At 52.4% G+C, this 23,418-nt stretch carries 18 protein-coding genes; 17 read left to right on the forward strand and 1 reads right to left on the reverse strand.

Annotated features, from left to right (window positions below):
* The first annotated feature begins 31 nt into the window (after positions 1-31).
* Positions 32-1,645 carry a sensor histidine kinase gene (locus CA13_RS25140; RefSeq protein WP_419194793.1) on the forward strand — a complete coding sequence of 538 codons (1,614 nt, stop codon included), beginning with the start codon at positions 32-34 and terminating at the stop codon, positions 1,643-1,645.
* Here the strand turns inward: CA13_RS25140 and CA13_RS25145 are convergent.
* A complete protein-coding gene (locus tag CA13_RS25145) occupies positions 1,642-3,093 on the reverse strand; it encodes a hypothetical protein (RefSeq protein ID WP_146401382.1) in 1,452 nt (483 codons plus the stop codon). The two genes, CA13_RS25140 and CA13_RS25145, sit on opposite strands and share 4 nt — an antisense overlap.
* 579 nt (positions 3,094-3,672) lie before the next feature.
* Between CA13_RS25145 and CA13_RS25150 the strand changes: the two genes are divergently transcribed.
* The 16 genes from CA13_RS25150 (at position 3,673) to CA13_RS25225 (ending at position 23,413) form a co-directional block, all read left to right on the forward strand.
* Positions 3,673-4,137, forward strand: coding sequence for a type II secretion system protein GspG (locus CA13_RS25150; protein WP_146401384.1), 465 nt, complete (start codon positions 3,673-3,675; stop codon positions 4,135-4,137).
* Between the two features lie 41 nt (positions 4,138-4,178).
* On the forward strand, positions 4,179-4,814 hold the full coding sequence (locus CA13_RS25155) for a hypothetical protein (protein ID WP_146401386.1): 636 nt from the start codon (positions 4,179-4,181) through the stop codon (positions 4,812-4,814).
* On the forward strand, positions 4,811-5,311 hold the full coding sequence (locus CA13_RS25160) for a type II secretion system protein (RefSeq protein ID WP_419194794.1): 501 nt from the start codon (positions 4,811-4,813) through the stop codon (positions 5,309-5,311). Before CA13_RS25155 ends, CA13_RS25160 begins: the two co-directional genes overlap by 4 nt.
* Positions 5,308-6,294, forward strand: a complete 987-nt coding sequence (locus CA13_RS25165) for a prepilin-type cleavage/methylation domain-containing protein (RefSeq protein WP_146401388.1) — start codon at positions 5,308-5,310, stop codon at positions 6,292-6,294. The genes CA13_RS25160 and CA13_RS25165 overlap by 4 nt, the downstream gene beginning before the upstream one ends.
* A complete protein-coding gene (locus tag CA13_RS25170) occupies positions 6,291-7,946 on the forward strand; it encodes a type II secretion system minor pseudopilin (protein WP_146401390.1) in 1,656 nt (551 codons plus the stop codon). Before CA13_RS25165 ends, CA13_RS25170 begins: the two co-directional genes overlap by 4 nt.
* 11 nt (positions 7,947-7,957) lie before the next feature.
* Positions 7,958-9,574: a hypothetical protein gene (locus tag CA13_RS35635; protein WP_419194795.1), complete on the forward strand. Its 1,617-nt coding sequence runs from the start codon at positions 7,958-7,960 to the stop codon at positions 9,572-9,574.
* Complete coding sequence (locus CA13_RS25180) at positions 9,571-10,755, forward strand: cadherin repeat domain-containing protein (protein ID WP_146401392.1); 1,185 nt, start codon at positions 9,571-9,573, stop codon at positions 10,753-10,755. Before CA13_RS35635 ends, CA13_RS25180 begins: the two co-directional genes overlap by 4 nt.
* A 15-nt stretch (positions 10,756-10,770) precedes the next feature.
* On the forward strand, positions 10,771-11,598 hold the full coding sequence (locus tag CA13_RS25185) for a lipoate--protein ligase family protein (protein WP_146401394.1): 828 nt from the start codon (positions 10,771-10,773) through the stop codon (positions 11,596-11,598).
* A 485-nt stretch (positions 11,599-12,083) separates the two neighbouring features.
* Positions 12,084-12,764: an FHA domain-containing protein gene (locus CA13_RS25190; protein ID WP_146401396.1), complete on the forward strand. Its 681-nt coding sequence runs from the start codon at positions 12,084-12,086 to the stop codon at positions 12,762-12,764.
* 15 nt (positions 12,765-12,779) lie between these two features.
* Entirely contained in the window at positions 12,780-13,424 is a 645-nt protein-coding gene (locus CA13_RS25195) for an RNA polymerase sigma factor (protein WP_146401398.1), read from the forward strand.
* Positions 13,414-14,007, forward strand: coding sequence for an anti-sigma factor family protein (locus tag CA13_RS25200; RefSeq protein WP_146401400.1), 594 nt, complete (start codon positions 13,414-13,416; stop codon positions 14,005-14,007). Before CA13_RS25195 ends, CA13_RS25200 begins: the two co-directional genes overlap by 11 nt.
* Positions 14,007-16,364 (forward strand): alpha/beta hydrolase family protein, encoded by a 2,358-nt coding sequence (locus CA13_RS25205; RefSeq protein WP_146401402.1) that lies wholly within the window; start codon positions 14,007-14,009, stop codon positions 16,362-16,364. Before CA13_RS25200 ends, CA13_RS25205 begins: the two co-directional genes overlap by 1 nt.
* Positions 16,365-16,546: 182 nt before the next feature.
* Positions 16,547-19,324, forward strand: a complete 2,778-nt coding sequence (locus CA13_RS36170; protein WP_473087486.1) for a hypothetical protein — start codon at positions 16,547-16,549, stop codon at positions 19,322-19,324.
* Between the two features lie 198 nt (positions 19,325-19,522).
* The gene (locus tag CA13_RS25215) at positions 19,523-20,947 is read left to right on the forward strand and encodes a magnesium chelatase ATPase subunit I (protein WP_146401404.1); all 1,425 of its coding nucleotides are present in this window, start codon (positions 19,523-19,525) and stop codon (positions 20,945-20,947) included.
* A 14-nt stretch (positions 20,948-20,961) separates the two neighbouring features.
* The gene (locus CA13_RS25220) at positions 20,962-22,665 is read left to right on the forward strand and encodes a vWA domain-containing protein (protein WP_146401406.1); all 1,704 of its coding nucleotides are present in this window, start codon (positions 20,962-20,964) and stop codon (positions 22,663-22,665) included.
* Positions 22,666-23,020: 355 nt separating this feature from the next.
* Positions 23,021-23,413, forward strand: coding sequence for a BlaI/MecI/CopY family transcriptional regulator (locus CA13_RS25225; protein WP_146401408.1), 393 nt, complete (start codon positions 23,021-23,023; stop codon positions 23,411-23,413).
* The last annotated feature ends 5 nt before the right edge of the window (positions 23,414-23,418 follow it).

The raw sequence follows: 23,418 nt of genomic DNA on the forward strand, positions 1-23,418 counted from the left end.
AAGTACGCGTATCCACCATGGAGATTTCTGCGTGTCAAAACTGTCAACGACCAATACCAATACATCCAGCCGCACCCAGGCCCGGGATTTCAGCCAAATGGTCTCTGGGGCTGCAAATCAAACTGGGGCTGCAAATCAAACAGGGGCTGCAAATCAAACAGGGGCTGCAAATCAAACAGGGGCTGCAAATCAAGCCAATCATTCGGTAACGGTTCCCGCGCCCAATGCGTCCCCTGTTTCCAATCCGGCTCAGCCCAGCATGGAACAAACGGTCGACGCGATTGTGCAGATGCTCAGCGAGACAGCCCACGATCTTCGTTCACCGCTGACGACGGTCCGCGAATCGATCCGGTTAGTGGCTGAAGGGGAGTTTGGCGAAATCAATATTGACCAACATTCTTGCCTCGCCGCTGCGATCGACCAATGTGATTGTATCGATCAAATGGTTGGCGAGATGTTGCAGCTAGAGCGTTTGCGAACCGGCATGCCTCGGATTCGCCGACGTTGGATTTCGGTGGTTGACATTCGCCAGGCGGTCCAAGAAACCTTGCAACCTTGGTCGCTTCCACGAAAGATCGAAGTGCTTTGGGACGGTGCCGATGACCCCAATGTAATTGTCTTTGCAGATCCCGCGGTGTTGCGCCGTTTAATCGTCAATTTGGTGGTCAATGCGATTCGTGTTACACGCGAAGGCGATTCGGTGTTGGTGCGGCTTCAGCCTTCTGCCAGCGGTGACGCCGTGATTTGGTCGGTTATTGACCAAGGAATCGGAATCACTCAAGCCCAAATGCAACGCATTGAAAATCAACAATTTTCTTCATCCGCGGGTGAAGGACTTGGGCTCGCGATCAGTCGCCAATTAGCGGCGCTGCATTTTTCGACCTTGCGACTACGTTCGCGAGCGGGATATGGCACCGAAGCGATTTTTCAAACGCCAACGGCAAGCCCCAAGTCAGTGGCACATTGTTGGGTCCGATGGCGACAACGGACACAGGTTAAGCCAACATCAAACAACCAAGGTTCAAACCAAGGAACGGGCGATTCCCAAAGTCAGGCCCTAGGGGCAAGCAAGATCCAACGTCGAATTCGCTTGGATCCACCCCTTTTATCAGTAGAGCTATCTCACGAAAGCGCGCCTCCAAAGCATGCCGAGTTGTTGTCGCTAGGGACGGTATCGATTGGCGCAGCGATGCCGCGTGATGTTGCCGAGAGTTTCGACCAGATCCTGCAAACTCACTTGCGGCTTTTTGACTTAGCCTACCGAGTGGATCACCGCCACTGGGTTTGGATATTTGATGCCGATGCAAACGACGTCAGCATTCGAATTCAAACGATCACCGATATTGCGCAAGCCCATTTGGCGAGCATTCGACTGCATTGGAGCAAGCCAAGCTTCATTACACTTGATCATCGTGCCACCGCTGCGAAGCTCAGTGACCTGTTGATTCGCGAAACCTTGGGGGCCTCATCGGCGTCCACGTTTACCGATGCGAATCAAGTTCGGCTCGGTACAGCACCGATTGAGCCATCCACAGCGGCAAGCGATCGGCTTGATCAAGAATTAAAGCGTCTCAGTGCCAAGTTAAACCGGCAGACCGAGACGCTGAAACGCCAAGCACATGCTCTTCGGCCCATCGGGCATTAGGGTGAAAGAATCTCGTTGGTTCGCTGAACCCCTTCGGTTTGCCGAGTAAAGATCTCGGGCAGTGACGTAGGGTAACGCTGATTGGCACCAACATTGGATGTTGGTTTGAAGTCGGCACCACGGACGCCCGACCCGAGAGGGGTGGTAAGCGTGTCGTCGATCGTCTTGAGGTAAGCCTGCAACTTCCAAGCGGGAATGATTGTCAGACCCAACTCACGAGCGCGTGCTTTGACGCGGCCGATTTCCTGTTCTTGTTGCTCGTCGAAATCACGGTCAGGGTCGTCGGTTTTGTCATCAACGACTAAGAACCGAATACTTGCATCAAGTTCCCCCGTCACCACATCGGCTCCGGCGGCATTGATCATCCCAATGATCGCTTCGTTATCGGGGCGGTCGTCGTTGTCTATATCGATGCTACCTGCAAGTGCAATTTTGACTTTTCGTCCTGGCGCCCAGAATGGCGAGTAAATCATATCGTTCGGGATGATCGGGTATTCGATTTCCGGTCGAGCGACGACGCGTGCTTCGGACAAATGGGCACCCAAAATGCGAGTGATTTGAATGGTCGCTTTGACTTTTGCGTCTTGAAGTCTCGTTTCATCTCCGCCGATCACGCCGAAGGTGATGCCCCGTCGCAATGCGTCGGCTGAACCTAGGTTGACTGTGACCAAATCATTTCGCACGAATCGGATTCGACCTTGCGCGGTTTCGAACCGGTCATTGCGAAGTTGATTGAGTTGTAGTTTTTGCGTTTCGATCGTCGATTGAAGCTGGTCACCTTTTCGCGACAACTTGGTGGTTTCGTCGGCCTTCTCAGCACGGAACTTTCGGAAGTCCTGTTCCATCGTGGTCAACTTATCACGAGTGTCTTCTTTTTCCTTGTTAATGCGTTCGCGATCTTGGGTGAAGAGTTCGTTTTCTTGGTCGAGTTTCTTCTGCAAGTCTTGAGCCTTCTGTTCCGCGACATCTTGAGCTTTGCGTGCATTGGCAACATCACTTTCGGCTTGGGCGCGAACTCGACGTAAATCTTCGGTCGCTTCTCGGAATTGTTCGTTCCGCGAGCGAATCGCATTCATGAGGTATTCCGGCAGCTTCGGATAGTTTCGATCCTGAGCGTCTTCGTCGGCACCGAACAATGACATGTCTTGGACAAATTGTTGCTCAATCGCTTCCATTTCGGCATCGCCGCTGGCACTTTGTTTGAGCAGGTCAAATTCCGCTTCGCTCAAGGTCCCTTGACCGAGCATGGCTTTCATCAAGCTCGATTGATCCTTGAGCGTCTTCAAATTGGAATTGACGGTGCTCAATTGATCTTTCGCCTTGGCCATGTCGGCGGAAGCTAGATTGCCTTGGAACCATAGAAAAAAGTTCAGGGCAATCGACAAGACAAGAAAGATTAAACTGGCAATTAAACTGCCGCGGATCAGCGAATCGTCACGTGCAACCATAGTTTCGAAGCGAAATTTCGAGGAATTGAAGGATTAGCCAACTAGCGGCAAGCGATAGCGAGACCCTGCGCAAGAGTCACTCCCTAAGCATATTCGCCATTTTGCCTAATTCTACTGTCAAACGGACCAATTAGGTGGCAATCGGGCAGGATTTGCCGACTTTTGACTATTCTACCTGTCGTATGGGAAATTCGTGCGGAAAAATCCGCCGAGCGATGCTGTCGAGCCCTTCCCCCCAAAAGCAACTCTCGATCCATCGCGGTTGCTCAATTTATTCGGTGCGGTTGAAATAACCGGGCCTTTTTTCTCTGGTCTAGCACCCCGATTCATCCTAGCTCGTTGCCCCCAAGATCCTTACTGGAACAACGAATGTGTCCAGCGGGAAAGACCGAAACCTTTTAGAGTTTGCTCGGTTCCAATTATAATGAGCCATGCCGCCAAGAAAGTCATGACAACAGCAAAGCCCCGAATCGGAGAAAACCTCGATTGGCGTTCTTTTTTGTCGCGTGACTTTCGGATCCTCTTGAACAACAGGGGGGTCTCACGTCCATCCTTCTTTAAAATGCATCCGATACCAGTATGAATACTCCGCGTTCCCCAAAAACACTATCCGAGCGAACTTCTCCGAATCGAGCGGTCTGTCGTCAACGTTCCCGCCGAGTGGCGTTTACGCTGCTTGAGTTGCTGCTGGTTCTATCGATCCTGGTCGTGCTCGGCGGGATTGTGGTCGGCAATTTGGTCGGTGCATCCAAGGAAGCGAACGAAAACTCGACTCGAGCCCAAATCGGGCTGCTTAAACCGGTGATTACCCGGTACCAGCTGAAGATGAACGCACTTCCGGATACGCTTGAAGCTCTGCGTGATGGACCGAGCGATCCGGCGTTAAAAGCGAAGTGGAGTGATCCTTACATTGAAACGATTCCCAATGACGCGTGGAACAATCCGTTCGAGTATTCCGCCAGCGGTGGTAAATACGAGATCCGCAGTAACGGAAACGACGGACAAGCCAACACGGAAGACGACATCGTGGTAACGGGACCTTGATCCTCGGCTGTGGGATCCCAGACAGACCCCGGAGGTCCTCCTTGCGCCATCGCATCGCCTTTACTCTTCTCGAACTACTGCTAACGCTGGCGATTTTCGCAGCGATGACGGCGGTGATTATTCCTAAGTTAGCACCCCTTCTCGGTGAGCAAAACCTTGTTCGTGCCGCAGAACAGTTGCGTATTGAGATGACTCGTATGCGTATCGAAGCAATGCGTGGCGGTCAGGTGATGATCGTTCAGGGCGAAATCGGAACGTCGACACTTCAGGTAAAGCCGTATATTTCTGCCAGTGATGCGATCGAGACTGTGGGTGGTTCCAATTCACAATCCGGGTTGTTAACCGGAGCCGATCAGGCGGCGGTTGTTGCCATGCCGTTCGAATCCGAAGTAGAGGAAAAGACCATCGATCTTCCCGAGGAAGTGACGATCGAGTCGATTGTCGTCGTATCATCAGCTCGTTCGTTCCAGATGGGTCAAGAGACTGGCAGCGGACAAATGACGCTTGACCCTACGATTGCTTCGACAAGTCCAATCTTGTTTTACGCCGACGGGACAACCAGCACGGCCGCGGTCACGCTTACGCATCCAACCTCGGGTCGGGTGACGGTCAAGCTGCGAGGGATCACGGGTGAGTCGACCATCGGCGAGGTGAGCCTAAGCGAGGTGATTCCTTGAGTGCATCGCTCGACTATTCCCAAAAGTGCCGGCGAGGTTTTTCGCTTTTGGAAATCATGCTTGCCTTAGCGATTCTTGGTGGATCGTTAGCCATCTTGAGCACCATCGCCAGCGTTGGCTCGGACGCGGCCCGCGAAGGCCGGGATCTTTCGATCGCACGGATTTTGTGCCAAACGAAGTTATCAGAACTTTTGATCCAAGATATCGCACCTCAAGCTGTCGATAGCGTGCCGATCGAATCAAGTGATTCAGGGTCGGTCACGGAGTTCACCTACTCGGTCGAAGTATTGCCTGCACCGCTCGATGGACTGTTGTCGATTCGCGTAAGTGTTGACGGAGTCAATCCCGATGGCGGTTCTTCCATTGCAAGTTATGCGTTGACACGTTGGATGATCGATCCGGCGCTGGGGCTTGAAGAAGCCGAGGAAGCGGAGGAAGCTGAGAAAGCGGCTGCGGAGTCGGCGGCGACGGACGAAAGTGGGGGGGGCGAATTTTGAATCGTGTTTTACTGAACCGGTCGGCGTTCACGTTGCTAGAGATTTTATTGACGCTCTCTTTGTCGGTCGTGCTGATGATTCTAGTCGGTGGCGCGATTCAGTTTTATTCGCAAACCTTGACAGTCCAAGACTTGGATATTCGCCAAGTGCATTTGGCGTCGGCCGTGATGCAAATGATTGAAGATGACTTGAGAGCTTCCCAGCATCCGGCACCGATCGACACATCCGCACTCGAAAGCCTGTTGGCCTCCACCGCATCACAGACTATCGGCGGTGCAGCCAACGCGGCGGGCGACGTCGATCTATCCGCAGCAGGCGTTGAAAGTGGTGATGACTCAACCGCGGTTGAGGTAGACGCTGCAACGACGGACTTGGAGATGGGAGCGTCTGTGCTTCAAACGCCAGGCCTGATCGGCAACCAATATCAAATCCAAGTCGACCTGAGTCGGTTGCCTCGATTGGAAGAGTATACGGTGATGATGGACGTTACCAATGCAAACATCGACGATATTCCGAGTGACCTGAAAACGGTGACGTACTACGTTCAGCAGCCGGGCATGATTGGGGGCGTGGTCGATTCCTTGGATCAATTGGATGTTGACGCGACCAGCCAAACGGAAATGGGTGCATCGGGTGGACTCGTCCGCCGCGTCCTCGACCGAGCCGCAACAACCTATTCGATCAATAGCGGATCGATGGTAACGTTGAACCAAACCGGAGAGCTTTTGGCACCTGAAATAACGGCAATTGAGTTTGAGTACTGGGACGGCACGATGTGGTTGTTGGAATGGAACAGTGACGAATATGGTGAATTGCCTGCTGCGGTTCGCGTTAGCATTTCGATGCAGAGCCCCGACACGCTTAGTACGGATGCAGCGGATGAAATCACGACTCGTGTGTTCACTCATATCGTTCGATTGCCGATGGCACGCCCGATCGAGACAACGGAAACGGAATCCGAGTCGACGGAGGTGGCACTATGATTCGCACCCCTGGTTGTAAAAGCAGAAATCGAGGTGGCTTTTTCTTAGTCCTTGTGCTCGTCGTGATTGCGATTTGTACGATGGCGGTCTATTCGTTTACGGAATTGATGGTTGCTTACGACGATTCCGCCTATTTAGCAGCTGATTTGGTACAAGCACGTGTAAATGTCGAATCCGGTGTCGACACGGTTCGGCTTTTGTTGTCTCAACCTCCTGCAATGCGTTTGGATTATGGCGGTGTGTTCAATAACGCGTCGATGTTCCAAGCGGTAAATTGTTCGATGGGTGTCGATGGCGCAACTGCGTCTAGTTTTACGGTCGTCGCGCCTGGGTTAACCGAAACAGGAATGCTCGGTGGGATTCGGTTTGGGCTTCAAAACGAATCAGCAAGATTGAACATCAATACGCTGACGGTGCTTGAGAATAATTCAGACTTATTGGTTCCCGCGATGGCGGTTACGGGTGCCGACACCGAAGAGGTCGAGACGGACAACATCGCAGTGTCATTGCTGATGGCGCTTCCCGGCATGACCGAAGATGTCGCCGATGCGATTTTGGATTGGCTTGATGAGGATGAAGAAGTGCGTCCTTACGGCGCCGAATCAGACTATTACAATACTCTGCAAACACCCTATTCACCAAGCAACGGTCCGATGCAAAGCGTCGAGGAATTGTTGCTTGTTCGCGGCGTGACGCCGACGTTGCTTTTTGGGGCCGACGCGAACCGTAACGGGGTGCTCGATGCGGATGAACAGCAACGTTTTGGCGTCAGTATCGATACACCTGGCTCACTAGGTTGGGCAGCATACCTCACCGTTTACGGTGCCGAAGGCAACAAGACGCGTGACGGTTTGGCCCGAGTGAACGTCAACCAAGACGATTTGGAATTGCTATACGAGGAATTGATCGATGCAATTGGCGACGAAACCTATGCCAGTTTCATTGTGGCCTATCGCATTGCCGGAAAGTCGACGGTGCAGTCGCTAAGCGACGCTGAGGGCGATGATGGTGGCGGTTCGGGCCCGATCGGCGTTTGGACAGCCGATGTTTTGGACCAACTTGACCTCAGCGGCGGAGCGAGCAATAGCATCAACCAGGTGCTTGATCTTGTCGGTGCAACCGTAACGATCGGCAATGGCGACGATGCTCGGACGTTTTCTTCACCGTTTATCGAAGGCCCGATCTCGATGGCGATCTACATGTCAATTTTAATGGACGTGATTGCGACGCAAGATGCCGACACGATGCCTGGGCGAATCAATTTGAATGAATGTCCCGCCGAATTGCTTTACGGAATTCCGACGCTCGATGAGGAAACCGTCGAAGCGATCTTGGAGGGCCGTAGCGCCGAATCGGATGATCCAAATCATGAATTTGCGACTTGGCCTTTGGTCGAAGGCATCGTGACGCTCGACCAAATGCGATCGTTGATACCGCTGCTGACCGGCGGTGGCGACGTTTATCGTGCCCAGATCGTAGGATATTACGAACAATCTGGGATATCGAGCCGAAGTGAAGTTATCATTGATGCTACCACGGTGAATCCGAAGGTGGTTTCGTGGAAAGACCTGAGCCATTTGGGACGAGGATTTGAACTTTCGGTACTCGGTAGCCGTTCGTTTATTGGGACATCATCTGACGCCAACTATTAGCAAATAACCCTATGTCAACCAAACTAGCGATCGATTGGGATGAATCCGAATTAAGGATCGTTGCAGCCAATTGCAGCGGTCCGCAAGTTGTCGTTACCGATGCTGCGGTCTTAGCCATTGAATCCGATGACGTCTTTGCCACTCTTCGCTCATACGTAGCCGAACGTGGGTTGGAGAAAACCGAGTCATTGGTTGCAATTGGTCGCGGAAAAGCGGAACTGCGCGAGCTGCAATTGCCGCCGGTGCCGGACGAAGAGTTGCCCGATATCGTGCGTTTTCAAGCGATCCGAAACTTTGCCTCGTCGGGTGACAGTGCGACGATAGATTTTTTGATCACTGACCGAACTGAACAGGGGGTCAAGGCAATTGCCGCGGCGGTATCACCGAGTACTTTGGCCCAAATCAAAGAGGTATGTGGCGATGCTCAGTTGCATGCCAACCGTATCGCACTCCGCCCGTTGGCCTCGGCTGGATTGTTCCTCAGTCGCGCGAAGCCCAACGTTGGCGAGGGTGACTCCGTCCTGATCGACTTACTCAACGATGACGCTGAGATCATTGTCGTACGCGATGGCAACGTCATCTTTGTTCGAACGGTGCGGATGCCATCAAGTGAGGCGACACGCCCGCGAGCCCTTGTGAACGAATTGCGCCGAAGTTTGATGGCATGTGGCGCAAGCGGCAAACCGAATCAAGTGGTTTTGTGGGGACGAGAATCTGTTCACCGAAGCGAAATCGAGCAGATTGCCGAAGCAACCGGATCAAAGATTGACGTGGTCAATCCATTTGACCTCGTTGAAGTGAAGACTCAGGTTAGGGAAAAACTTCCCGAGCATGTAGGGCGACTTGCGCCTTTGGTTGGATTGTTGGTATGCGACGAAGTTTGCCCTGAACGCCTGATCGATTTTTTGAACCCGCGAGAGCGTTTAGAGGAGAGCCCGGATCATCGACGGACCGTGGCAATGGTGGGCGTGCCTGTGTTGGTGGCAATCCTTCTGCTCTTTTTTGGCTATCGTCACTTGAGCGGATTAGATCAGCAAATCGAGTCGCTTTCGAGCGGAAATACGGGGATGAAAGAATCGGTCGATCAAGCTCTGGCCAGTAGAGCGACGACCCAAAAGATTGACGAGTTTCTTGATGGCGACGCGGTTTGGGTGCGAGAACTACGAGAGCTCGCTGAGCGTTTGCCACCAAGTGACAAGGTAATGCTCAGGTCGATCTTCGCTGCTAGCGATCCTCGAAGTGGGGTAAGTACATTGACCATTACCGGGTCGGCAGTATCGCCGGCGGTGATAGAGGAACTGGAAGAGTCCATACGTGATGAGAATCATCGCGTGGTCGGAGAAGGGGCGAGCGAGCAGGACAGTCCCAGTGCTTACCAGTGGGTCTTTACGGAGAAGATATCGATACAGCCGGAGTATGCTTACAGTCAACGCTACAAAGGAATCAAAGCCGCGTCGGAAGCCGAAACGTTAGCTCCGGAACAGAACGACGCGGAACAGAACGACGCGGAACAGAACGACGCGGAACAGAACGACGCGGAACAGAACGACGCGGAACAGGAAAACGCGGAACAGGAAAACACGATGGATGCTGATGTGCAAATAGTTTCGCCGGAGGTGCAATCATGACACAAAGAGAACGAATCTTGTCGATCGCCGTGGGTGGTTTGATCGCTTTCGTCTTGCTGCAATGGGGATTTACGAAATATCGTACTGCTGTGCGGACTCGGAACAGTCGCATTGAATCGCTGAATGTCCAAAAACTACAGATCGAAGAACAGTTGCTGGCCGGAGCTTACGCCGAGCATCAGATGAGTGAATATTTGGAACGCTCGTTGCCCGGAAGCCCCGAGAGGGCTCAGAGCGATTATCAAAGTTGGCTCTTGCAGTTGGTTCAGGAAAACCAGTTGAACGATCCGCGAGTGAATCCGACCAGTCCGGTCCCAGTAGGGGGGCTTTACAATCGATTGCCCTATCGAGTCGATGGGCGGATTGCGTTGCCGAATTTGGTGGAGCTGCTGCATGCGTTTTACGCCAAAGACTACTTGCATCGAATTAGTAAACTGTCGATCACGCCGGCGCGAAACCAACCCGGCAAATTGGATCTGGAGATGAGCATTGATGTCATCGCGTTGACTAGCGCACCGGTTGATTTAAGGCAACCCGGGAACGATTCATGGCGAGTCGATTCGGCGGTTGCCGCCTATAGTGCCCCGATTTTGAATCGCAACTTCTTTGAGCCGCCAAACAAAGCACCCGAATTTACTGGTAATGCGAAAATTGAAGTGATTGTTGGTAAAGACTCCACGACGCCGCTAACGTTCAAGGATCCTGACGGCCATACCTTGAGTTACGAGTTTGTCGAGGCATCTCCTGATTTTGCGAAGCTCGACGAGCGGACAGGGACATTGACGGTTCGCTCGGAAGAAAAGAATGAATACAAAGTGTTGGTTCGGGTCTTTGACAATGGTTATCCTCGCCGAACGACCGAGCAACTATTGTCGATCACAGTGGTTGACCCGCCACCACCACCGGTTGAAGTGGCGAAAAAGGAATTCGATGATTCTTCGCAAACGGTGTTAACGGCGTTAGTGCAAGGCCGCGATGGTTGGACCGCTTGGTTGAATGTTCGCACGAGAGGCAAGACGTTGAAGTTACGTGCAGGGGACCAGTTCGAGATTGGTCACCTGAAAGGGAATGTGATTGACGTGACGCCCAAGTATGTCGTGTTGGAGGTCGAGGGCCGTCGGTTCGAATTAAAGCCACCAGAAATCCTTGCCGAAGCCGCTAAGCAGTCGCTAGATAATTGACATCAGGAGTCTGATTTGACCGTCGCGAGACTGATTGCGCTGTCTTCGCCAGTGTTTACTGAGAATTCGCCTGCTCTGAATATGGCGATCGACCAAGCGATTCTTGAGTCTGTTGACGAAGGCGCCGGCCCGACGTTGAGGTTGTATCAGTGGAGCGAGCCAACGTTGTCGCTCGGTTACTTTCAACGCGCAGGCGATCGAAGTTTACATGCGACTAGCCAGTCACTGGCGATGGTTCGCCGTGCGACCGGTGGTGGCGCGATTGTTCATCACCATGAATTAACTTATAGCTTCGTGTGTCCGATCACAAAGTCCTTGGTGGGCGCAAGGTCGAATCTATACAAACGCACGCATCAGGCGATCGTTCAAACGCTGGCGCAGTTTGGCGTTCGAGCGGCTCGCTACGAAGATCAGGGTGATTCGCAGGTTTCCCGTGACCCCATCGGTGACCCCATTGGCGGGCAGGTTGGCGGGCAAATTCGGGGGGAACCTGACGGAATCAAAGAACCGTTCCTCTGCTTTGCACGGCGGACCGATGAGGACCTGATTGTCGCCGGGTACAAGGTGACCGGAAGTGCTCAGCGAACGGCTCGGCGAGCGGTATTGCAGCACGGCAGCATTCTGATGGATGTCAGCCCATTTGCTCCCGAATTGCCAGGAGTCAACACTTTGGCATCCAAACAGATCGATGTCGAAGCGTTCGCGGAAAAATTTGCTGCGCAAATAGAAGGTTTTTTTTCCATCCATTTGAGTGGGTACCAGTTAGATCCGTCTCTTCGCCAGCGAGCCCGTCGAATCGTCGAGGAGCGATTTGGCAGCACTATTTGGAACAAAAAACGCTAATGGGTACTCTTATCACCGGCCCCGGTTTCCTTGCTGAACCGTCCTGTCGGGTGGTTTGGGGCGGTGTTTGGGTGGGTTCTCTGTTATGGGGACGGTATTGCGTTTAATTGCCATTAACGGCATGCTATCGGCCAAGAACGTGTTTAGAATGTTTAAAGCGTCAGAGATTATTTTTTTGTTTTTTTCAATGACGCCATCTATTTTCATCTTATTGTTCGCTCCGACGTTTATGAAATGGAGTTTCATGTTTGGTTTGTTGTTTGCAGTGCTTTTGCACTCTTTGCGAATCGGGTGCCCTCGCGGTTGCGCTCGCGAGTGCTCCACTCCAACTAACCAAATGGATAATCCAATGCAATTTTTTTCAGTCGGTATCGCATGGTTGCGGGGTCTGTCCTTGAGAACCAACGGTGGTTGTTTTCATCGGTTTTCTTGGCATCGGTTTTCTTGGCACAGAGTGGTCGCGAGCAAGAGGAAGAGGATAGTTTATGCAGGTTAAGTTAAAAGTCTTAACGGGAAGTCACACAGGAAAAGAGATCGCTGTTGCGAGCGAAAAGTTCTTGATTGGCAGAAGTGATTCATGTCAATTGCGTCCAAAGAGCGAATCGGTGAGCCGAAAACACTGTATTTTGGTGCTCAAAGAGGGACGTGTGCTGATTCAGGACCTGAAAAGTCGTAACGGTACGTTTGTTAATGAGAAGCGACTCCCTATCGGCATGGCGAAAGTTCTCAAGCCTGGCGATCTTCTGAAGATCGGAAAGCTAGAGTTTGAGATCGTGATCGAGCATGGTCTGCAAGCTGCCAAGAAACCCGAAGTCACGGGAGTTGGCGACGCTGCGGCAAGGACCGTTGAGGCAGGATCGCACGACAGCCGGTTTGAGGAGGTGGACGTCAGTTCGTGGTTGGACGAAGCGGACCAAATTGACCGTGTCCGAAAAGTATCCGATCCAGAAACGCGACAACTCAAGCTCGACGCTACTGAGAATGAAAAAAGCAGCGGTGATAGTACTGAGTTGTCGGTGGATGATTCAGAGATGGATGATAAGAAACGCAAGATTCCTGAAAAGATGAAGCCAGGTAAGTTGCCAGAAGGTCTCAGGAAACAAATGAAGGAAAATTCGCGAGACGCGGCTGACGACGCGCTGAAGCGATTCTTTAGCGGCCGCTAGCAGACAGATGGGCTAATGGAAGACTCCACTGCATTATTGCCAACTCCAGTTTTGATTGAGCGTTATCGCCTGAATGACGAGAGTGCTTTCGAGCAACTTGTATCGCGATACCATTGCCTCGTTTTCGGCGTCTGCATGCGATTGCTCCGGCATCGCCAAGACGCAGAGGATGTGACTCAAGAAACTTTTTCTCGGGTCGCTCGATATTTGGGAAAATGGGACGTCGATCGTCCAATTGAGCCGTGGTTGGCAACGATCGCCGGGAATCGATGTCGAACCTTTTTGTCCCGACAGCGGCTTCACCATACGTTGCCTTTGCCCGCTGAACCGGCCGCGGATTCAACGCGACAACGAGCAGCCGAAGAAAGCCTTCGCGAAGAGGTTGGTCTAGCGCTTCGCCAACTGCCAACCAACCATCGGGTCGCTTTCACATTGTTCCACGAGCAATCGATGGGCTATGCCGAGATCGCTGAATCAATGCAGTGTCCGGTCGGCACGGCCAAAACATGGGTCCATCGGGCCCGAGCCGCATTGATGGGGCAGTTGCTCAAACGCGAGGTGGTAACCGCAAATCCATCGCAAGAAGAGCGGATCCGAAAAAATCATAGGAATCATAGGAAATCGAATAGATCATTAAGGATGGGCAAACATGAACTGTGACGATTTTGTGCAACGGTTACATGAACGCATCGACGAACGTCTTTCGCTTGAGGAAGACATTCCGCTTCAGCATCATGCCGCCCACTGCGACGTTTGCGGTGGCCAGTTGTTTGCGTGGCAGCAGATTTCACGTGTGCTGCCGACCTGCGAACCTGTTCCGAAAAAGTCGGCTGCCCGCTTTGTCACGCGACTCGCGGTGTCGGTTGCGATGATTGCGGCTTCGGTTTTTTTCGCGTTTGTTGTTATGACCTCCGATCCGAATTCGGAATCCAGTTCTCCATCGCTCGCAATGTTGTCGGGGTCGAAACCTCTTTTAGCGTCTTCGCCGATGACGATTGCAGCACCGGATGCCACCGCTTTTGTGTCGAAGGAAACCACCGAGCAACTCACCGAGCAACTCACCGAGTCACCTCCATCGCGGATTGCAGCCTCCGAGTGGGTGGACGTGGTGAGGAAACGCGATTGGGTCCGGCAAAGTATGCCGACGGTTCAATCGTTTGGCCGAGGTGTGGCCCCGTTAGGTCGTTCGCTCCTGCGTGCGGTTACAATTCTGACAACGAGCGGGAACGGTCAACCTAGCTAATGCGATATATTCTTTCGCTTTTTGTTCTCTTGGTCTTGATAGTGATCGATGTCCAAGCAGAGCAATTGTTTCAGCTTCGAAACGGGCTAACGCTAAGGGGTTCCAAGGCCGAAATCGAATCGCTCAATGCGAATGCCTTTATGGTTGTTGGCAGCAACGAAATTCAAATTCGTCCGATCTGGGTCATCGATGATGGATTGACGCGTATCTATTTGCACGGCAAAGGCATGTCGGCAGCCGAGCCAGTCGATGTGCGCGATATCGAAGACCCGATTTTCTTTTGGCAACCCACGCCACTCGGTGGCAAGGAAATTTCGGCCGTTGGTAGCATTTTGGGGATCTCGGGTTTCAATGAATTTGGTCGCCGAGTGATGACGGTTCGGGGCGTCAGCGGAGCGCCGTTACAGTTGATTCAAGGCATCACGGAGATCAATGGTCGCTACGCGCGAGTCGAGGGGCTAAAGGGAGATGTCTCCTACATTTGGGACATGCGTCTTGCCACCAGTTCACTTGATTCGGCCTCGCTCAAGTCGATCTTCAAGCGACGATTGGATTGGGACAATCTTGATCGCCGATTGGAAGTGGTTCGGTTTTTCATCGAAGCAGAACGTTTCGGTGATGCCGCCGACGTTCTTCGTAATGCGATTGATACGTTTCCCGAGGCCGAGCAGATGAAGGCGCAATTGGTCGCGTTGATCGAACGCCAAGCGGCGCAACTGCTTGACGAAGCAAAACTGCGATCGGAAGTAGGTCAAAACAAACTTGCGATGCAAATTCTCGGGAATTTTCCGGTTGGTGAGGTTGGACGCGTCACTCGTTTGCAGGTCCAAGATGCCATTGCCAAGCTTCGCGATTCGGAAAACCAAGTTGATGCTCTAGTGAAACAGCTTGAGGATCAGGCCTCCACCCTTAATCAAGCTGCAGCATTGCAGCCGATACTTCTCGAAATCAAAGCAGGCTTGTCGTCGGCGACTCTTGCTCGTTTGAGTGATTACATTCGTTTGGGTACGTCCGAAACCATTCCGCTCGAAAACCGCGTCGCACTTGCAGTCGCGGGTTGGTTGCTGGGTAGTGGATCGGGTGAGAATAACTTGAAAGTTGTTATCTCGCTCGTGAAAGTCCGTGACTTGATCGCGGAGTATCTAAGGTCGGAGAATCCACAGCGACGCGAAGCGATTTTGAATGATTTGCGAAATCTTGAAGGTGCGCAGCCAGAATACGTTGACCGCATGTTGCCCCTGTTGACGCCGACGCTTTCGTGGCCGGATGAGTCCAAAGACGAAACGATCCCGGGGATGCATTGGATGGGGCAGGAAGAAGAAAAACTCGATCAACCTCCGGTCCCCCGGTACGTCATCCAATTGCCCCCGGATTACAATCCCCTTCGCGAGTATCCGTGCATCGTTGCACTGCATCCGTTGCGAGGGCGTCCTGTCTCGGAGCTCGATTGGTGGGCTGGTGCCTACAACGAATCGATGCAAGAGAGAGTCGGGCACGCTTCGCGAAACGGTTTTATTGTGATCGCTCCGCTATGGACGCGAACTGGTCAACAAAGTTATGAGTACACGCCGCGGGAACATGAGCGAATTCTTATTTCGCTTCGCGACGCGATGCGACGATGCTCGGTCGATTCGGACCGCGTTTTTCTTGTCGGACGAGGTGAAGGTGGTGAAGCCGCCTGGGACATCGCATACGCTCACCCTGACATGTGGGCGGGCATGATTTCAATTAGTGGTGAGCCCAGTAAAACGATTCGGCATTATCATCCGAACGCTCCCTATGTTCCGATGGTTTTGGTGATGGGCGAACGCGACAGCGCACCAACGCCGTTGGTACGCAACGGTCCGATATTGGAAGACTACGTTGGATTTCGATCCGATGCGATGGTGGTGATGTATCGAGGTCGTGGCCGCGAGTTTTTTTATGAGGAAGTGCCACGGCTGTTTGAGTGGATGCGATTGCCCTCTCACGTGCGCAGAGAAATCCCGGCGGACATCGACGTGGTCACGATGCGGCAAGGTGACAACTTTTTTTGGTGGCTCGAGGCGGGACCATTTCTAGAAGGGCTTTCGGTGGACCCCCAATTATGGGACCAGGTCGAACGATTGCGAGCGGTTCCTCTTTCGGGCTCGGTTGGCATCGACAACCAAATTCGAATCAACCAAGGCCCGAGTGACCAGTTTACCGTTTGGCTGCGGCCAACGCGGGAAATCGATATGACCCAGCCGGTTACGATTCGCTACCGAGGCCGTCGTGTTCAGTGCAATTTTGACGGGACGCTTGCTACGATGCTTGAAGATGCCCGCCGCCGCGCCGATCGCAAGCGACCTTTTTGGGCTGCGGTGCACGTACCATAAGGGCGATCGCAATTTTCGCAATCTGTGGGGCAATATCATACAATAGGCCAAGCGAGCTTTCGGAAATGGGTAGGGTGTAGCGAACAACGTTATCACCCCCTCAGTGGCATTGATAGGACACAACGGCAAATCGATGCGTCATTCTTGTTTGGCTTGCTCGGACCGACTGTTATCCTACTTTCATGCAAGTAACGACTCTTGAGATGAATGAGCTAGGCATCGAAGACTTTCGGCGTCTTGGCGTACGCCCCCAGGAATGCCGGACACTGGTGATCCGCAGGGCCGCTGCGCGCAGTAGCCGATCGTTAGCCAAAGTACAGCTCACCTCTTCAACACCCAATTCACACAACGAGCTTCAGCTTTCTCGTATCGCAACCTCCGCCTATCGGCTGCTCGACCCGCGTAAACGGGCCGACTTCATGCAGCGAATTCAAGTCGGTCGGCTGCTGCAGAATTCGTTCTCGTTGCCAAGCCCGAACCAATTTCGGATCGATTCCGCTGACAATGGTGATGCTGAGAGTAGGTTGCCCGAGGTCGAAATCACGTTCGATGAGGGGGCTTCGCTATTTGATGTTGGTGTGACGCCAAGCTTTTCGCAGACATCGAAGGAACATGATGCGTTTACCGATTGGCTCGAAAGTCTTGACTCTCAAGATTTGATTCTGGCGAGTCCCCGTCGTCACCGGATTGCGACGATGCGCCGGTCGATTCAGCATCCTTGGATGATTTTGTCATTGTTGGGTTTAGTCTTGGTGACACTCTATTTCGTTTCGCATTTGGATTTAGACCCAAGACCGGTTGCTTTGAAGCGGATCGATCCGCAGGAATCCGCCGTAATCGAGACGAACCAGAGTAGGTTAGAGGCCGTTGCTTCGGAGTCGGGGCCGTCGTCGACTGCACTTGTTGAGCCTAGTCCCGCTGTGGCTACCGAAACGCCGCTTGAAGAAGGGGGGGCTGACCCCGAGTTCCCTGAACCTGAGATTGAGTTCCCTGAACCTGAGATTGAGTTCCCTAAGCCTGAGATAATGCCCGGAATGTCACCCGCTGCAATCTCGCCTGACTCCTTACCCAGAAAGTTAGATCTGCCGGCAATCGATAGTAGTATTGAATTGGCTGAAATGGAGAGCCCATCGGAAGCTCCAATCCTTGCTCCGGAACTGGCAACCTCGGAACTGGCAACCTCGAAACTGGCAACCTCGAAACTGGCAACCTCGGAGCTGGCAACCTCGGAGCTGGCAACCTCGGAGCTGGCAACCCCGAAACCCTCCGAATCCATTCCACCGACGTCCGGAATGATGGTTGCCCCCGAATCGGTTGAAACAGAATCTCAAATAACCGAAGCCGCTGAAGAAAGCGGCTATTTGCCAGATCCGTTTTCTGCACTGGCCATGAATAGTCAGCTGAAAAAGCCGCCTGCTGCTGAAGTTCCAACGATCATTTTGGACGAATCAGCTAAAAGCGATACCGGATCGGAGGAAGCTGCGTTGCTTGTGGCTGTTCCGTCAAGCGAACAACTCGACGATGCTTTGGCGTTGATCCAAACGAAAGTTCCGGAATTGGGGACGCGATTGCTGCCCAACAAGATTCCAGACGTGATAGCGAAGCTTGAAAATTTGCTTGATGAATTTGCTGTCGAAAGCGACGAAGCATTTGTGGCCAATCGATTGATCGTTGAACATACGTGGCTAACCGAAGCATCGGAGCAGGTCGGAACTAGGGTCGAATCACTCCACAAGACTTTCGATTTCGAAACATCCGAGTTTGTTGCGGATAGCTTCACCCATGCGTTGCCGATTGCTTACTTGGAAGAAAGCAAAGTACAGTTGGCAACCAATGGCTTGATGATGTCCGAACGATTTCTAAGCGAAGAGTTGACTGAATCGCGTGATCAAGTCCTCAGGTTGGTGAACGAGATTGCAGACGAAGTCGACGACGTTACCACGAAAGAGGAGGCAAGCCGATTAACTCAAGCCATCGAGCAAACAGCGAAGTTAGCGGAAACGGTTAGTCGAATCGACTTCGAGGCGATCGAGTCGCAATCCGATGCCGACCTTGGCATCCTTGGGCGATACTACTGTTTGATGCTTCGAAAGTGGGACAAAGGATTGCCTTGGCTTGCCAAAACGTCCGACTCTCGGATTGCAAATCTTGCCCGCCAAGAATTGGAACTGATCGAAAAAGAACAAGGCGTCACCGCGTCATCCGACGATTGGAATTCGCTCGCTGATCGTTGGGAAATTGCTGCTGATCGAACCCAAGGGCGAGCGGCTGATTCGATTCGCTATCATGCGATCACAATCAAGCAACGCATTGCGAGCCAACCGATTGCCGATATGCTCGACGGATTAGAGAAGCTAAAGCAAGAACGCGAGTTAGAAGAGTTGGAAACGATGTTGCCGTCGTATTTGCGGTCAGCACTACAGCGGACTATGTCGGGTCACGTCAGTGAAGAATCGCAGCCTTCGATGTCCGACCCTCCGCAATCGCTGGCGTCTGCGGAAGAGTCGCCGGTTCAGTGGGGCGTCGGAATGCTTGGTGGGGTCACGATTGATGGTCAGTTGACAACCATCCAACTGATCTATGCGAACGGTTCTTTGTTGTCGTCCGACACGATCGACAAAATCGAAGAGGTATGGAAAGTCAACGAACGCATCTTGCTGGTTGATTTTGCCGGTGTGGTTCGATTGGACGAGGAAACGGTTGTGAGCGTGATGATCTCTCCTTACTCGAAAAATCGCGACGGTGTGGTTGTCGACGGAACTCGAATCGAATTCGAAGTTGACAGCAATGTTGCTCAGCTGGCGCTGTCTTCAGGGACGCATACAATCCAATGGCGATTGCAAATTGATCCGCAATCAAACGAATCGTTGAGAATCCAAAACGGAGTGACTGGAAACGATTTGGAGCTAGAGCACGAAAAACCAGTGAATAGCGGGTCGGTCGACACTGCAAATCAATGAGTGACGCCTCCGGTTTTGCAATAAACCGTGTGTAAACGCACTTTTGCGGAGCAATGGGCGGCTATTTCAGGAGGGGCCGCAGTGGATCGGTGATCGATCCAAAGAACCATCAAAAATCCTTTTCTCTTTTCCTCTGGTCGACACTCTACAATTTAGCGGTAGATCTTATCGACGAATCTTTTCCCGGACGAATCATTCATGAATGTTGCGACGACGTCATCGAAACCCACCAATCTTAGTGAGCTTCGGGCGACCCATTGGAAACCAAAATCCGTTAAGCAGGAAATGCGAGATAACTTTATCCGTATGCTGGCTGATGGTGAGGAATTATTCCCGGGAATCGTGGGGTACGATGACACGGTAATTCCGGAAATCAATCTGGCTTTGCTGTCTGGTCACGACATGTTATTTCTTGGCGAAAAAGGGCAAGCCAAAAGCCGGATCATGCGGATGTTGGTTCGGTTTTTGGATGAATGGATCCCCTTTATCGATCATCCTGATTTACCTGTGCATGAAGATCCGGAACATCCGATCTCGGCTGCCGGTAAACGGATCGTTGAGGAGCATTCGCCCGAAGACATCAAGATTGCTTGGTGGCATCGTAGCGAGCGATATGCCGAACGACTCAGCCCAGGGACCAAGTTCGCCGATATCATCGGTGAAATCGATCCTGCGAAGCTGACGGGTGGCGTTAGCATGAGTGCCGAAGAGGCATTGTCGTTTGGGTTGATTCCGCGAATGCACCGAGGCATTTTTGCGATGAACGAGTTGCCGGAGTTGGATGATTTGGTCCAAGTCGGTTTGTTCAACGTGCTCGAAGAACGTGACGTGCAAATTCGCGGCTATCCGATCCAATTCGATCTCGACTTGGTGATTCTGTTCTCGGCTAACCCAGCAACCTACAACCGCAGCGGGAAGGTGATTCCGCAGTTGAAGGACCGCATCGGAACAATCATCCAAACGCACTATCCGAGCGAACGAGATCAAGGGATCGAAATCCTTCAACAAGAAGTCGGCAGCGATTTGGATGGCGAATATCCGGTTCAAGTCCCTTACTTTATGTACCAAATTGTCGAAGAGATCACTAACCAGGCTCGCAAGAGCAAATACATCGATCAGGCGTCGGGCGTTTCGGCACGCTTTTCGATGGCGAACTTTCGTACGATCATCGCATCGGCACGCCAACGCGGCGTCATTCACAATGAGCGACCTGCTGTCCCGCGAATCAGTGACCTCGGTCACTTGTATGCGAGTTCGCTTGGGAAGTTAGAACTTGACATGATGGGAACCCATCAAATGAGTGAACGCCAAGTGCTCGATGCTGTGATTGCTCAGGCGATCGAGGTTGTGTTTAAAGAATATGTTGAAGAGCATGGACTATCGGAGATCGCGGAAATCTTCCGAGGCGGCGTGCGGGTAGAAGTCGGCGACATGTTGCCAAGCAGCGACTATGCCGGTCGTTTGCAGAATGTCCCGCCGGCTTGGGACAAGGCGTTTGAATTAAATGCGAGTGAAGACGAGGCGGTGCGAGCAAGTTGTGTCGAGTTCGTCTTGGCTGGACTGTACAGTATGGACCGAATTAGTCGGTCGCAGCGTCATGGTCAAATCCAGTACGAAATCTAGGGATGATTCACAGCATGGCTTATCGACCCGGTGGCGTGATTCACGCTTATCAGAAATACGATCCCGCGAAGTTTCCATCGCCGACCGATTCTCCGCCCGACCTGGTGTCGCCCGCGTTTGAGCAGGCACTGATGTACGGCAATTTTCGCGAGTTGACCGAAGAGGAATTGGCTCGAGCGATTCGCTTGGATCCGAGTCAAATCGCTGGCTTGGGCCCAAGCCTCGATGCACTTCGCGCAATGCTCGAAGAACGAAAACGCCGGATTCTTGAGAAGTACGAAACGCCGACCGTGGTGAAAAAGGCGCGGCAATCATTCTTAAAATCGACCAAGCATGTGCGTTTGCCCAAAGCAATGGATAGGGTGTTCCGTCGAGCGGTCGTTGAGGAACAACCGTACCTGCTTGAATCTCTTTGGTACCAAACCGGAGACGACAATAGTGATTCCGCCCGTGAGATATTGAATGTTTCCGAGCGGATGGCGGATAAACACAACATCGAGGAGATGGCGTCGGAGTATGACTTCACCGGCCTTGAGTCGATGTCGATCCCGAAAGCGTTGGAGATCAAGGGTGAGCTTGAACAGATTGACGAGCTTTTAAAACAGCTCGAAGAAGCGGCCAAGACGGCTCAAATTGGTTTGATCGACATGGAAATGCTTAACCAATTTGCTGAGCCAAGTGATATGCAACAGTTAGAGGAGATGCGTCACCAAGTCGAGAATCTGTTGCGTGAACAAGCCGAACGCCAAGGACTTGAACGGGACCCTGACAATCAGGGTGGTTTTCGCTTGACGCCCAAGGCTTACAAGATTTTCCAAGGTCGGTTGCTTGAGCGGATCTTCAGCGAATTGGCTCCGTCGCGAAGCGGTCGTCATGGTGGTGACGTGGTTGGCGAAGGAGCGGTGGAACTTCAACGAACCAAACCGTATGAATTCGGCGATAGTGTGGCGAATATTGATTTGCCACAAACGGTGATCAATGCACTGCTGCGGCAAGGCGATGAGCGACCCATTCGACTGCGTAACGATGACATTGTCGTTCACAAAACACGCAATCATCCCAAGTGTGCCACCTGCGTGATCATGGACATGAGCGGATCGATGCGGTACGACGGTCAATACGTGAACGTCAAGCGGATGGCCTTGGCGATGCAGGGGTTGATCAATTCAGAATATCCCGGTGACTTCCTCCGGTTTATCGAAATGTACACGTTCGCCAAGTTGACGCCGCCGGGTGAGATCATCAACTTGATGCCCAAACCGGTCACGATCCACGATCCGTGGGTCCGCTTAAAAGCCGACATGAGCGATCAAGAGATCAGCGAGCATGAGGTTCATCCGCACTTCACCAATATTCAGCATGGTTTGAAACTCGCCAGGCAGAACCTGGTCAATACCGACACTCCCAACCGTCAAATCGTATTGATCACCGACGGTTTGCCAACGGCTCACTTCGACAACGAGTGGCTCTACATGCTTTACCCACCGGATCCGATGACCGAGCAGGCGACGATGCGAGAGGCACAGCTTTGTCAAAAGGAAGGAATCACCATTAACATCTTTCTGGTTCCAAGTTGGTCACAGAGCGAAGAGGATATTCGGTTTGCGTACCGCCTTGCCGAAGCGACCACGGGGCGAGTTTTCTTCACTAGTGGGGGCGATTTGGATCGATTTGTGGTTTGGGACTACGTGCAAAACCGCCGAGACATCATCTCCTAAGCGAGTCTGCGGCTTATCCCCCCCTCAATAGAACGTCCGGCTTAGCTGCGTAGTAGCGGCGGATGCTGGTCTGGGACGCTGGTTCCTCGTCAGTGATTCTCAAGTCAAAGTCTTAGTGGCAAATGATTGGGCCTTCGAGGTCGTCGGTCTAGGAGCGATTTCCAGAACTTCCACTTGAATTTTAGCTGAACGGTGAAAATTCAGGTGAGAGTTTAGGTTTCAAGTAAATCACAGCCTCTTCGGCCTCGTCAAAAAAACAAAATTTCCAGCTTGACTTTGCACAGCCTTATTTATCTAATGAATTCGTTAATCGAAATCGTTCGATATTGAAGCCTTGATTCGAGTGAGGTGAGTCATGCCGCGACGAGTTTCTAAACATCCGACGGAGTTAGAGTTGGAGGTCTTGCAGGTTCTCTGGGACACCGGGCCACTTGCCGGAGGAGCGGTTCGTGACGCACTGGAGTCGACTCGGACGCTGACTTACCAATCCGTGATGACCATTCTGGGGATCATGGAAGAGAAAGGTTACGTCGCACGAAAGAAGTCGGGTGGACGGTTCGAGTACCGTGCCCGGATTACCAAGCCAACCACCGCCAAACGGATGATGCGTGATTTGGTCGACCGGCTTTTTGATGGTTCTACCGCCAGCGCGATGATCAATTTGCTTGAGTCTTCCGACCTCAGTGACCAAGAATTGAAGGACCTTCGCGAGGAAGTCAACCGAACTCAGCAGAAAGGGAATGGGTGAGCGAT

Origin of the sequence: Novipirellula herctigrandis, from assembly GCA_007859835.1 — a bacterium.
In the GTDB taxonomy this organism is placed as follows: Bacteria; Planctomycetota; Planctomycetia; order Pirellulales; family Pirellulaceae; genus Novipirellula_A; species Novipirellula_A herctigrandis.